This window comes from Dactylosporangium fulvum, assembly GCF_025137375.1.
GTDB lineage: Bacteria > Actinomycetota > Actinomycetes > Mycobacteriales > Micromonosporaceae > Dactylosporangium > Dactylosporangium fulvum.
Genome location: NZ_CP073720.1, coordinates 3099244 through 3112139 on the forward strand (window position 1 = coordinate 3099244; position 12896 = coordinate 3112139).

Consider the following 12896-nt stretch of genomic DNA (forward strand, 5'->3'; position numbering starts at 1 on the left):
CCCGCCGCCGGCCACCAACGCTCCACATCGGACACACGGAAGACACAGACCCTAGATCCAGCCGTGTTCGGCGGCGATGCGGGCGGCCTCGTGGCGGTTGGCGGCGTGCAGCTTGGTGATGGCGGCGGCGAGATAGTTGCGTACCGTGCCGGGGGAGAGGGAGACGCGCCGGGCGATCTCGTTGACGGGTGCGCCATCGCGGGCGAGGGCGAGCACGTCGGCCTCGCGTGGTGTGAGGGGCGAGTCGCCGGCGCCGATGGCCTCGGCGGCGAGTTCGGGGTCGACGTGGCGTCCGCCCTCGGCGACCTTACGCACCACCTGTGCGAGTGTGCGGGACGACACCGTCTTCGGCAGGAACCCGCGCGCTCCGGCGGCGAGTGCGGACTTCAGGTAGCCGGGGCGACCGTGCGAGGTGACGATGATGACCCGGCAGTCGGGCAGCTCGATCGTGAGCCGGCGGGCGACCTCGATGCCGTCCGGTGCGGGCATCTGCAGGTCGAGCAGCGCCACGTCCGGGTGCAGGCGCAATGCGGCGGCGAGCGCCTCGTCGCCGGACGCGGCATGGCCGACGACCTCGAGGTCGTCCTCGAGGTCGAGGAGCCCCGCGATCGCGTCGCGGATGAGGTGCTCATCGTCGGCGACGAGGATGCGGATCATGGGCTCTCTCCCTCTGTGAGCGGGACGACGGCGTCGACCAGGAACCAATCTCCGTCACGCCGCGTCTCCGTCCGCCCGCCGAGCGCGCGGATGCGCTCGGACATCGCGTGCAGTCCGGTTCCGGCATTCGGGTCGGCGGAACTCGGCTGCGCGGTTCCGGCGCCGTCGTTCGCGATGGTGAGCTGGGCCTCGCCGTCCTCGACGGTGGTGGCGATCGTGACCCGGGTGGCCGTGGAATGGCGCAGCACGTTCGTGACGCCCTCGCGCACGACCCAGGCCAGCGCGTCGGCGGCCCCGGCAGGAACCGGGTCACCGGTGACCATGCAGTGGATGCCTGCGGAACCGAGCAGCGACTGGGCACCGTCGAGTTCCGCCTGCCAGGTGGTCTGCAGCTCCCCGCGGACTATCCGGCGCACCTCGGTTCCGGCCTCCTCCGCGAGCCGGCGGACCTCGGCCATCTCGTCAGCGGCGCGCTCGGCGCGCCCGCGGCGCATGAGTTCCGAGGCGAGCTCACTCTTCACCGCGATGGCGGCGAGGGTGCGGCCGAAGACGTCGTGCAGATCGCGGGAGATGCGCAGCCGCTCGTTGGCGAGGGCGAGCGCGGCGCGGTCCACGTGCGCGCTCTGCAATTCGTCCAGCACTCGCAGTGTCCACACGCTCGACCAGCACGCCCACAGCACCATGCTGACGATCAGCGCGCTCACGATGAGCAGCGGAAGGTCGACGAGCGCGGCGAGCGGAATCGCCAGCGCGACGATGCCGGCATTCAGCGCCAGCGTGCGGCGCGCGTCGAGTACCGGCACGAGGCTCGCGGCCGCCGATCCGACCGCTGCGGCGACCGTGACGCCCGTCGCGGGCACCGGGATGGTGAGGAGCACGGCGACCGTCGCCACGAGCACCGCCACCCACGCGACGACGCCGGCCGCGGGCAGGCGGCGCTCCTGCCCGACAACCGTGTCGACGCTCCACCGGCTCACGAGGACGTTGCCGACGACGAGCAGGGCGCCGAGCACCGTCGCCACGATGATCGTGACGAGGTGCTCGCCGACCGGGAGGCCCGCCGCGAACACGCTGTTGAGCAGCGTGGCAATCGGGGTTGTGACGACGGTGTACGTGGACCAGCGCACGAAGGTCTCGAACCGTCGTGCGCTGACCACGGGCCAGTCGCTCATGCCCCTCATTGTGCCTTCGGCGCATACATCGCAGATGCGGACGCGTCGAGCTGGGGGGTGCGCGCGGGGCCGGTGCGCCGGGTACGGAACCAGATCACCGCGGTGATGATCGCCATCAGCACACACGGCATCAGGAAGATGATCGAGCCGACGCCCGACGAGCGGTCACCGCCGGAGACGGGGTCGCTGTGCATTACGAGCATCAGCAGGAACGCGACCGTGTTGTTCGCCGCGTGTATCACGATCGAGGTCTCAAGTCCCCCGGTGCGCCAGGTGATCAGCGACCAGGTGACGCCAAGCGTGACGTAGTAGACGTTCAGCCATACGTCGGTGGATCCGTGGATGACGGCGAATAGGATGGTCGAGACGATGATGCCGATCATGAGCGCGGTGCGCGGCCCCCGGCCCCAGCTCGCGGCAACGCGGAATGCAAGCCCGCGGAAGCCGTACTCCTCACCCGCGGCCTGGAGCGGCTGGAAGACGATCGTGATCGCGAACAGCCAGAGCAGGTCGGACACGGCCCAGTCCGTCACCTGGTACGGCGAGAGCGCCGTGAACACCGTCAAGTAGACGGCCCAGACGGGCAGCAGGATCATCACGGCGCGACCAATACGGGCGCGACGCAGCTTTGAGAGCACCGAATGCAACGAGGCTCCCTTTACGCCGTAGAGCCAGCGCTGGATGCACATACTCCAGGGGATGAGCAGCGCGATCGACACGACGTTGCCGAGATGCATGATCGGCGTGAACTCAGTGCCGCCGGCGATGATGTTGTGGCGGCCGAACACGTGGAGGTCGATCTGTCCGCCGGCATAGCCGATGATGCCGCCGAAACCGAACAGGCCGAACAGCACCAGCACGAGCGCGAGCACACCGCGCCCGATGCGGCGCTCGTCGCCGGCGAGAACGCGGTGGTACTCGACGCCCGGCAGGGCAGGTCGGGGGCCACGGCGTCGTTTTCCGGATTCGACGGTTCTGGAGCCCGCGTCCGACATGGAGGGTGCGATCAGGAAGTCGTTCTGAGTCACGCCTCCATCCTTTCCGGGTGTACTTACGCACGGCAGTGGCACGGCTAATGTGTTTTGATGCGATCCGCGCAGTGCGGCAATGACATATGTCATGGAGCGCCCGCTGAAGGCTTGTTCGGGACGTGGATCAGGTCCAGGTGAATGAGCCCCTCCCATTGAGATGCGAACAATGCAACCAGATGCTCCGACTGGCAATCGTCGGGCGGTCAGGTGATGTCGCGTCGCATCGGTGCGATGACGGCGATCACGGCAGCGGTGAGCGCGTACGCCAGGAGCAGCAGCGCCCCGGCGATCGGCGGCAGTAGCTGGACGGGGGTGCTGCCGAGTTCCTGCGACATCGCGTCGGACAGGTAGGTGAAGTCCGTCAGGGAGGCGGTGGCGCCGCCGGGCAGGATCGGGTAGAGCAGGTTGATACCCGGGATGATCATGAGCAGCGCCTCGCCCATGTACAGGTAGCCGACCACCACCGCGAGCGCCGCGACCTGGTTTCGGATGAGGGCGCCCACGCCGACGCCGATGAGTAGATAGACGACCATCGCGAGGCCGATGCGGGCGAGCAGTGCGAGCACCGTTCCGGTCGCCAGGCCCAGCGGGACGCCGCGGACGGCGGTCACGGCGAAGAGCGCTGCGGCGGCGGACCCGGCGAGGATGAGCCCGTACGCCAGCCCGGCAAGGCCGTAGGTGACCAGCTTGGCCGCCAGCACCTGCCAGCGGCGCGGCGCGAACAGGAACGTCACGGCGACCGTGCGGTGCCGGTACTCGGAGGTGACGGCCACCGTGCCGACCGCGGCCGGTACGAACGCGGTGTAGCCGAGGATGCCCAGGAGCGCACGGATGCCGCTCTCGGTGTCGAGTCCGGGCATGGGCGGATGGAAGTTCTCCGGTCCGACCAGCGCCAGCGCACCCATCATGCCGCCGCCGAGCAGGACGGCGAGGAGCAGCAGCCCACCCCACATCCGGGTGGCCAGGAGTCTGCGGAGTTCCGCCTTGATCAGCTGGTTCATCGGGTGGCCGCCTTGTCGGTGGTCAGGTGGAGGAAGAGTTGTTCGAGGCTGGTGCTCTCGGTGACCAGTTCGTGTACCCGCAGCCGGTGCGCGGCGGCGAGGTCGGCGACGCCTGGCGCGTCGAGCCCGCGCACCCGCAGCCGACCGGCCCCGGCGGCTTCGACGTGCCCGGCGGCGCCCGCCACGGTGGCCGCGAGGGCGGCGGCCAGCCGGTCGGCGTCGGGCGAGCTGACCAGCACCGTCGGCGGCCCGGCGAGCTGGGACCATGGCCCCGCGGCGACGAGCTCGCCGCGTCGGATCACCACCACGTCGTCAGCGAGTTGCTGGACCTCGCTGAGCACATGGCTGGAGATCAGGACGGTGCGGCCCTCGTCGGCCAAGCGGCGCAGAAAGCCGCGCAGCCACGACATGCCTTCCGGGTCGAGGCCGTTGCTCGGCTCGTCCAGCAGCAGGACGCGGGGGTCGCCGAGCAGCGCGGTGGCGAGGTTGAGCCGTTGCCGCATGCCGGTGGAGAACCCACGGGTGCGTCGGTCGGCGGCCCCGGCGAGGCCGAGCAGGTCGAGCAGTCCGGTCACCCGGCCGTCCGGGTGCCCGGCCATCGCGGCGTAGACGCGCAGGTGGTCGCGGGCGGTGTGGCCGGGGTGGAACGCGTTGGCGTCGAACACCGCGCCGACGGTGCTCGACGGCCGCGCCAGCCGCCCGTACGGCCGGCCGCCGATCGTCGCGGTGCCGGACGTGGGCGTGACCAGGCCGGTCAGCATCCGCATCGTGGTGGTCTTGCCGGCACCGTTCGGGCCGAGAAATCCGGTGACCACTCCCGGCTGGACGGTGAACGTCAGGTCCCGCACGGCGGTGACGTCACCGTATCGCTTGGTCAGGTGCGTAACCTCGATGTTCATCGGCGGGCCGCCGTGGCGCGTGCGATCGTGTCCGCGATGCCAGCCGCGTCGGGGTCGGAGAGCACGATCTCGTCGAACTCGCCGCCACCGGCCGTGCGGTCCAGGACGAGATGCAGGCCGGGCTCGCCCCGGCGGGCCGAGACGAGCTGCCGGGGACCACCGAACAAACCCCAGATGCCGATCTTGACGAAGCCGGAGATCGCGAGTCCGCGCCGGGCACCGCGCGCCAGGCGGAGCGGGTTGTCGACCGCGGCGGCGTGCCGCACAGAGGCGACCGGGATGGCCAGCCGCTCCCGACCGATCCAGCGCCGCTCCCATTCGGTGAGGCGGATCTCGATGAGCTCGCCGGTGACCGTGGCCGATGCCATCAGCCTCTCCCTTCCTTCGCGCCGGGGGCGTCTTCCCGCAGCGGTGTGTCCTGTGTGGTGCCGGCCGGCTGGTCGGCCGGCAGCAGGATGGTGGCCAGCAGCCGGGGCACTCGGCCACCGCCCGGTTCGTTGCCGAGGAGCGGCCCGATGAGCTGATTGAGGTCGGTGGCGAACTTGGCCAGCTCCGCGTCGGTCAGGTGGAGCACGAGCTGGTGGTATCCGACCCCGTCGGCGGCGAGGTCGATCCGCTCCCGGGTGAGGTAGCGGGAGAACTCCGACAGCAGGCTCGACACGAACGCCGTGAAGTAGCGCGCGTGATCGTCGGGTGTCGCTGTGGCCAGGGCCGCGGCGTCCAACGTCGCCCCGTCCGCGGGCAGCGCGTACACCCGCTCGGCCGCGCCGCGCGTCTTGCGCTCCTCCACCACGTCCAGCAGGCCGCCGGTGACCAGCGTGGCCAGATGCCGGTACAGCGTGGCCTGCGGGACGTCCGGCAGCAGCTCGACAAGGCGGTGCGTGGTCAGCCGGGTGCCGGCCACCGCCCGAAGGATCCTGATACGCACCGGATGCAGTGCCAACTCGGCCCAACGCTCACTCGACATCGCCACGGTAGATATATTATCACTATCGAGAATGATAATATAAGCCCTGGTGGACGTCCCGGCAGCTGCGCGGCGGAGCCGCCGCCGAGCTGAGTGCCGCGTCGACCGCAGCTGCGGTCAGCCCCGGCTACCGCGCTCGGTGATCGCGAACATCTCGCGATCACGGGCGCGGTGGTTGAGTGCGGCCGGGTGGTGCGGCTGCGGTTGGTAGAGTTGGCGGCCCAACTACGCGCCGATCTTGGAGTTGTGGCGCCATGAACCTCCGAATTTGTCCGGATTTGTCAAGGACCACAACTCCAAGATCGGCGCGGTTTTCGGGGTGGGCGCGCGAGGGATCCGAATTGCGCAACAGGCTCTCCAGCAACACAAATCCTCTGTGATCGTGAAACTGGCTACTCGGTCCCGTGCGCTTCGGGTCGGTGGTTGGCCATGATTGCGACAAGTTCGCGATCATGCTTGGCGAACCCTGAAGGGGCGCCGCCGTGGCGGACGCGACCAAGAACTTCCGGGGCGGCCACGTCCTTCCAGCGATCAAGACTGGCGAGAAGCAGCCCAGGCGGCGGGTGGCGGTTCGGGTGCCCCGGCGCAGGCGTTCAGTGTGCAGCGGGCGCGAGACGAACAGCCACCTGCTGGATTCCACTTTGGACGGTCTGGCGGGGTGCCCTGGGCGGCGGTCAGCCGGTGAAGGAGTGCGGGCCGAAGCGGCCCCACGCCACGAAGACGGCCAGGGCGAGATAGGCCACGTTCGCCAGGATCGGCTTGGCTTCATGACGGCGCAGGTGCGTGACGATCGCGCCGATCATCAGCAGCACCAGGCCGACGGCGGCAAGCGGCACGAGAACCGGCGCGATGCCGAGCACGGCGGGCAGGACCAGGCCGATCGCGGCCAGGACCTCGAGGGCCCCGATGGCCTTGACGGCGCCGGCGCTGATGTTCTCGACCCAGCCTCCGCCGGGGGGCGGCGGCCAGCGTCCGCTTGGGCCGGGCCAACTTGATGGCGCCGCTGGCCAGAAAAGCAGCGGCCAACAGCCCGGCGATGATCCATAGGGCGATGTTCATGCGGGTTCTCCTCGCACGTCGTTGCGGTCTCAGCAGTACGACGACGAGGGCACCCGTACTGTGAGGTCAGGCGCCAACCACACAGTTCGGTGTGCTGTCTCGTCGAGTTGATGAGGGCAGTGACGACGCGAGGGAGCCGGCGACACCATGACCACACAGTCCGAGCCGGAAGGCGGCCGGTTCGACCCGGGTCTGAGCGCGATCATCGGCGAGCGGCGCCGGCTGGTCAACCTCGCCTACCGGCTCCTCGGCTCGCTGGCGGAGGCCGAGGACGCCGTGCAGGAAACCTACGCCCGCTGGTATGCCATGACTCCGCAACAGCAGGACGCCGTCGAGTCTCCCGGCGCCTGGCTGACGACGGTCGCCAGCCGCATCTGCCTCGACCTGCTCCGCTCGGCCCGGGCCCGGCGGGAGCGGTACGTGGGCGAATGGCTCCCGGAGCCGGTACCCGACCGCACGGGGTGGATCGGCGGGCGGCCGGACGGGGTCGCAGTCGATCCGGCCGACCAGGTCACCCTCGACGAGTCGGTCAACATGGCCTTCCTCGTCGTGCTCGAGTCGATGACCCCGGCCGAGCGGGTCGCGTTCATCCTGCACGACGTCTTCCGGTACCCCTTCCCTGAAGTGGCCGAGATCGTCGGTCGGACGCCGGCGGCGTGCCGCCAGCTGGCCGCGTCGGCCCGCCGTCGTATCGCGGCGTCGCAGGCTCCCGCGACCCCCGTGGTACAGCGCGGCGACACCGTCGTCAGGCGCCTCCGGCAGGCCTGGGAAGCCAAGGACGTCAACGCCCTCATCGGCCTGCTGGACCCCGACGCCACCGCAACCGCCGACGGCGGCGGCCTGGTGCCCACCGCGCCGCACCCGATCGAAGGCGGCGAACAGATTGCCCGTTACCTGGTCGGCCTCGCCGAGTGGGCAGCCGGCCTGACGATCCTGGAGTGCGCGGTCAACGGTCAGCCAGGCCTGGTGGTTCAACACGAGGGCGCCACCGTGGCGGTGCTGGCGTTCGAGGTCGCGGGCGACCGGGTCAAGCGCATCTGGGCGGTACGCAACCCCGAGAAGCTGCGACCCTGGACTGCGGGCTGACCCGCGTCTCCATCAGCACCCGGTGGGGCCGCCGACCTGCCGGAAGGCAGTCGGCGTAGACCCCACTCGTGGCTTTCTCACGATGCCTTTCACTCAGGGCGGACGTTGTGGTTGCGGGCGAACAGGTTCCCGGGGTCGTACCGGCGCTTGACCGCCGCGAGCCGCTGATAGGTCTCCGGTGGATAGATCGCGGCGACATCTTCCTCGCCGGCAGCGGCGAGGAAGTTCGCGTAGGCGCCGTTGACGTGCGGTGCGAGTCTGCCCCAGATCTCGTCCAGAGCCGGACCGGCGGCCTCGACGACCGGCTCGGGCCCCCCGACGGTTGTCATGATCATCAGCTCCGCCTGGCGGTGCGCGTAGGCGGTGGCGTCGCCGGGGATCCGGGACACCGCACCGCCGAGGCCGCGAACGGCGATGACCGGCGGCCGCGCCGACGCGCCCACCTCAGCAAGGATCTGAAGGACCTCGGACACCGACTCCTTGTCGACAAACGCGCTCCGGGTGACCAGCCGTACGCCGGGCGGCGGGGTCACGCCGTCCACGAGCGTGTCCGCATACGGTGTGGGCGCGACGTCGTCGTCGATCACCGTGCCGAGCCGGCGGATCGGGTCGAGCACGTTCGCGGCGAGCTGCGGATCGTCGCCGTCGAAGGCGACGTGGATCTCGACCGGCGCTTCGGGTCCGCCGGTGAAGGGATTGGCGAGGTTCACGATGGAGGTGAGCTCTTCGGGGGCGGTGCGGAGGTACTCCGCCCAACCCTGGAGCACGCTGGCCGCCTCCGGTGCCGGGAAGGAGATCTTGCCGTACCAGACGTCGGTCGTCGGGTGCGCCGCGAACTCGAAGGCGGTCACGATCCCGAAATTGCCGCCGCCACCGCGAATCGCCCAGAACAGCTCCGGGTTCTCCTGCGCGCTCGCCCGCACAAGGTCCCCGTTGGCGGTGACCAACTCCGCGGCGACCATGCTGTCCAGGGCCAGACCGTACTTCCTGACCTTCCAGCCGATGCCACCGCTCAACGTCAGCCCGCCGACACCGACGCTCTTGGTGTCGCCCGAGGAGATCGCCAGACCGTGCGGAGCCAGGGCGGCCGCGACCTGACCCCAGGTGGCGCCGCCGCCGATCCGCACCAGGTGACGGCTACCATCGATGATCTCCACGTCCGCGAGGTCGCTGAGGTCGATCACGACGCCGCCGTCGTTGGTACCGAAGCCCGCAAAGCTGTGGCCGCCGCCTCGCACGGACAGCACAAGCCCTGCGCCGGCGCCGAATCTGACACCGGCCTGCACGTCTTCGACACTCTCGGGCCGCAGAACGCAGACCGGGCTACCCGAAGCCAGGAGCGAGCGGCTCGCCGATGCGTACTCCGCTGCACCCGGTTCGATGATGGCACCGCCGAACTCACGGCGAAGGCTTTCAAGCGCTGGACTCATGGCGTTCCTTCCCATGCGGGAGAATTTTTGATTCGTACGCATGAGTGACGATTCGGCCCGGCAAGATGTGAGCCCCACCGGCTGTGACCTGTCTCCCACCCCCGACCGCACCGCCCGACCGCGCTCAGCCGCTGCGGCGCGGCATGACCCCGGCAGGTTCGGGCCCGGGCACGGCAACCAGGTCCGGGCCGAACCGAGCACCCGGAGCGGAAGCGGCCGCTCACGTCAGTGCAATCATGGTGCCCTCAACTGCCGGTCATGGGCCGCAACCGCGCCGCGGTCATGGGACTCTGTGCTGTGCGAGAAGGGGGTGCCGTGCCGGACGGGATGATCGAGCTCGACCTGACCAGCCCATGGCGGCCGCCCGAAGGATCGCGGCCACCGCGAATGCGGGCGGGACTGCGGTGGATCGCGCTCGTGGCGGTGGCGCTGACCACGCTGGGGGTGCTGGCGGCGGCGACACCGTCCGCGAGCACCGAGCCGGTCTTCACCTTCGACGACTTCCGGGTCCTCAATGTCGAGGCCAGCGGTGATCGGCTCATCATCCAGCGGTACCAGCCGGGGGGCGCCGGCACGCGGGTCGAGGTGCTGAGCCTGCGTGACGGCACCCGGCTCTGGTCGATGGGGCTCGGCCTCGACCAGCACCTGACGTTCCTGACCGACAACGTCATGGCCCTGACGGCCGACGTGCCCGCCGGCTCGACCCCGACGCTCACCGTGCTCGACGCTGCCACTGGCGAGCGGCTGTGGCAGCGCACGCAGCCTGCCGCCCTCCGGCGGGCCGGAGGGCGGATCCTTGCCGAGGACGCGACCGGCGTCACCGACAAGGGCCAGCCTGCCGGCGTCGACCTCACCGGCGAAATTCTGGTGGAACAGCACGAGCGGCGGTACCTCGCGCTGGACGAGCGCACCGGGGCGACGGTGTGGGAGGTTCGCGTGCCGAGGGGCTCCGTCGCCGACTTCAGCTGGTTCGATGAGGACTCCGGGCCCGGCCTCATGTTCGAGCTGAGCCCGACCGGTCTGCTGCGGATCCGCGACCTCGACACGGGCGCCGTCATCGCGACGCACCAGTTGGACTGGTCCGGCACCGTTTCCGGGTTCACGGTCGGAGATCTCTTCCACGAGTCCGGCCCGGCCGTGCCCGACAAGATGCTGATCTCCAAGGCCGGCGAGCGTGGCATGGACGTCTACGACCGTGGCACCGGCCGGCTGTTGTGGCGCTGGCAGGACGACCGCTCCAACGGCTCGGGCGGGAGCCCTTACCCTTGTGCGGCCGACCTGTTCTGTCTTCGGGACGAGTCCGGCCTGACAGGCGTCGACCCAGGGACCGGCGAGCAACGCTGGCACCTCGACCGCTACACCGATCTGCTCGGCCGCGACGGCGACATCCTTGTCCTCACGACAAGGGAACCGAGTGAGACCGCCGCGCGGCCCGTCGTGACCGTTGACGCCCGCACCGGCCGGGTCGTGCGGGTGCTCGAGGGATGGCGTCCTGTCGTGTCCCTGCCGGGCGGCCGGCTCGTGTCGTGGAGACGCGTCGACGACCGCACGGCCGTGCTCGGCGTCGTCGACCCGCGCAGCGGCAGGATCACCGTGATCGGCAGGTCGAACGAGTGGTATGGGCAGCACCAGTGCCTCCAGCGCCGCAACATGCTCGTGTGCGTGGTCGACGGAGTGCTGTCGGCGTGGAGACTGCCGTGATGCCGGCTTGCGCCGGTGGACGGGGCCGCAAGCGCGGCGCGGCTGTGGGAGGCTGTGCTGTGCGAGAAAGCGGTTCCGTGCCGGACGGGATGATCGAGCTCGACCTGACCGTGCCGTGGGAGCCGCCGGAGGCGTCGCATCCGCCGCGAGTCCGGGCGGCTCGGCGGTGGATCGCGCTCGCGGCGGTGGCGCTGGTCATCGCGGGCATGGTGGCGGCATCGGTACCGCGCACAAGCACCGACCCGGTGCTCACCATCGACGGTGTCCGGGTCCTCAACGCCGCAGTCCGCGGCGGCCGGGTCATCGTCGAGCTGTATCAGCCGGAGGGGGCCGGCAGGCGGGTCGAGGTGCTGAGCCTGCGTGACGGCACCCGGCTCTGGTCGATGGGGCTCGGCATCGACCAGCACCTGACGTTCCTGACCGACAACGTCATGGCCCTGACGGCCGACCTGCCCGCCGGATCGCCCCACACGCTCACGGTGCTCGACGCCGCCACGGGCGAGCGACTGTGGCAGCGCACGCGGCTTTCGTATCTCGGCCAGGCCGCCGGGCGGATCCTCGCCGAGGACCGGACCGGCGTCGCCGACGAACCGCTGATCGTTGCCGACCTCGCCGGCGAGATCCCGACATACCTGACCATGGAACAGCACGACCAGCGCTACCTCGCGCTGGACGAGCGCACCGGGGCGACGGTGTGGGAGGTTCGCGTGCCGAAGGGTTCCGTCGCCGATTTCAACTGGTTCGACGCCCACTCCGGCCCCACCGTCATGTCCGAGCTGAGCCCGACCGGCGTGCTGCGGCTCCGCGACCTCGGCACCGGCGCCGTCATCGCGACGCACCAGTTGGACTGGTCCGGGACCATCTCGTCGTTCACGACCGGCGGGCCCCTCCTCAGGTCCGGCACGGCCCTGCCCGACCAGGTGCTGATCGACACGGTCGGTGAGCGTGGCACCGACGTCTACGACCGTGCCACCGGCCGGCTGCTGTGGCATTGGCAGGACAACCACTCGAACGGCCGGGACGACGGCAGTCCCTATCCCTGCACCGCGGAGCTGTTCTGCCGTCGGGAGGAGTCCGGCCTGACGGCCGTCGACCCGCGGACCGGCGCACGGCTCTGGCACCTCGATCGGTACAACGGTGTGCTCGACCACGCCGGCGACACGCTCGTGGTCGGCGTGTGGGGGCCGGGCGGGAACGCCCAGCCCGTCGCGACCGTCGACGCCCGCACCGGCCGGGTCGTGCGCGAGCTGGAGGGATGGGAGCTCACCGCGGGCCTGCCCGGCAGCCGGCTCGTGGTGTGGAAACCCGCCGACGACCGCACGGCCGTGCTCGGCGTCGCCGACCCGCGCAGCGGCCGGATCACCGTGTTCGGCAGGGTGGCGCGGTGGCACGGGCGGCCGGATTGCTTCCAGGACCGCGGCATGTTCGCGTGCGTGATCGACGGAGCGCTGTCGGTGTGGAGGCTGCCGTGAGCACCGTGCCGCGATGCCCGGTCACACGTTGCACTCGTTGCGGTTGGCCTGGGTGGCACCCTTGCCGCACAGCGCCTTGTTCCCGAACTGGAACTCGCTGTCGTGGTGGCTGCGCCGCAGGAAGCCGGTGCTGACAAACGTCGCCGTGTAGCTCGTGCCCACGATGTCGTCGGCGGTACCGACGTCGAACGCGCCCTTGCCGGTCTCGTCCTTCTCCGCGTAGGACTGATACGTCACGACGATCTTGTTCGGGCCGTCGAGCCGCCATTTGATCTTTGTGTACGCGGTGCGCAGGCCGAGCCAGTCGTACCGGTAGGCGTATCCGCCCGCGACGACAAGGGCGAACGCGAGCGTGACGGCGACGACCGCCGCTCCCCTCCGTCCCCGGAGCCAGCTGGGCATGTCAGGGACCCTCCGATGC

13 protein-coding genes are annotated in these 12896 nt (G+C 70.2%); 3 read left to right on the plus strand and 10 right to left on the minus strand.

Annotation, left to right across the window (positions count from 1 at the left end; genetic code table 11):
• Positions 1-51: 51 nt before the first annotated feature.
• The 8 genes from Dfulv_RS14305 to Dfulv_RS14340 all read right to left on the minus strand — a co-directional run bounded on the left by Dfulv_RS14305 (position 52) and on the right by Dfulv_RS14340 (position 6746).
• Positions 52-657 carry a response regulator transcription factor gene (locus tag Dfulv_RS14305; RefSeq protein WP_259863435.1) on the minus strand — a complete coding sequence of 202 codons (606 nt, stop codon included), beginning with the start codon at positions 655-657 and terminating at the stop codon, positions 52-54.
• Entirely contained in the window at positions 654-1829 is a 1176-nt protein-coding gene (locus Dfulv_RS14310; RefSeq protein ID WP_259863436.1) for a sensor histidine kinase, read from the minus strand. The genes Dfulv_RS14305 and Dfulv_RS14310 overlap by 4 nt, the downstream gene beginning before the upstream one ends.
• A 5-nt stretch (positions 1830-1834) precedes the next feature.
• Entirely contained in the window at positions 1835-2857 is a 1023-nt protein-coding gene (locus Dfulv_RS14315; RefSeq protein ID WP_259863437.1) for a CPBP family intramembrane glutamic endopeptidase, read from the minus strand.
• A 206-nt stretch (positions 2858-3063) separates the two neighbouring features.
• Complete coding sequence (locus Dfulv_RS14320) at positions 3064-3861, minus strand: ABC transporter permease subunit (RefSeq protein ID WP_259863438.1); 798 nt, start codon at positions 3859-3861, stop codon at positions 3064-3066.
• On the minus strand, positions 3858-4760 hold the full coding sequence (locus Dfulv_RS14325; RefSeq protein ID WP_259863439.1) for an ABC transporter ATP-binding protein: 903 nt from the start codon (positions 4758-4760) through the stop codon (positions 3858-3860). Before Dfulv_RS14325 ends, Dfulv_RS14320 begins: the two co-directional genes overlap by 4 nt.
• Entirely contained in the window at positions 4757-5128 is a 372-nt protein-coding gene (locus tag Dfulv_RS14330) for a hypothetical protein (protein ID WP_259863440.1), read from the minus strand. Before Dfulv_RS14330 ends, Dfulv_RS14325 begins: the two co-directional genes overlap by 4 nt.
• On the minus strand, positions 5128-5664 hold the full coding sequence (locus tag Dfulv_RS14335; RefSeq protein ID WP_259863441.1) for a helix-turn-helix domain-containing protein: 537 nt from the start codon (positions 5662-5664) through the stop codon (positions 5128-5130). Before Dfulv_RS14335 ends, Dfulv_RS14330 begins: the two co-directional genes overlap by 1 nt.
• Positions 5665-6401: 737 nt before the next feature.
• Positions 6402-6746, minus strand: coding sequence for a DoxX family protein (locus Dfulv_RS14340; RefSeq protein ID WP_319805838.1), 345 nt, complete (start codon positions 6744-6746; stop codon positions 6402-6404).
• 187 nt (positions 6747-6933) lie between these two features.
• Between Dfulv_RS14340 and sigJ the strand changes: the two genes are divergently transcribed.
• Positions 6934-7872 (plus strand): RNA polymerase sigma factor SigJ, encoded by a 939-nt coding sequence (sigJ, locus tag Dfulv_RS14345; RefSeq protein WP_259863442.1) that lies wholly within the window; start codon positions 6934-6936, stop codon positions 7870-7872.
• Between the two features lie 89 nt (positions 7873-7961).
• On the opposite strand, the gene Dfulv_RS14350 is transcribed toward sigJ, so the two are convergent.
• Positions 7962-9317, minus strand: a complete 1356-nt coding sequence (locus Dfulv_RS14350; RefSeq protein WP_406567968.1) for an FAD-binding oxidoreductase — start codon at positions 9315-9317, stop codon at positions 7962-7964.
• 300 nt (positions 9318-9617) lie between these two features.
• Here Dfulv_RS14350 and Dfulv_RS14355 point away from each other — a divergent pair, with 300 nt between their 5' ends.
• Both Dfulv_RS14355 and Dfulv_RS14360 read left to right on the plus strand, forming a co-directional pair.
• Complete coding sequence (locus tag Dfulv_RS14355; RefSeq protein ID WP_259863444.1) at positions 9618-11003, plus strand: PQQ-like beta-propeller repeat protein; 1386 nt, start codon at positions 9618-9620, stop codon at positions 11001-11003.
• A 59-nt stretch (positions 11004-11062) separates the two neighbouring features.
• Positions 11063-12475: an outer membrane protein assembly factor BamB family protein gene (locus Dfulv_RS14360; RefSeq protein ID WP_259863445.1), complete on the plus strand. Its 1413-nt coding sequence runs from the start codon at positions 11063-11065 to the stop codon at positions 12473-12475.
• Between the two features lie 21 nt (positions 12476-12496).
• Here Dfulv_RS14360 and Dfulv_RS14365 read toward each other — a convergent pair whose 3' ends face one another.
• A complete protein-coding gene (locus tag Dfulv_RS14365; RefSeq protein ID WP_259863446.1) occupies positions 12497-12877 on the minus strand; it encodes a hypothetical protein in 381 nt (126 codons plus the stop codon).
• Between the last annotated feature and the right edge of the window lie 19 nt (positions 12878-12896).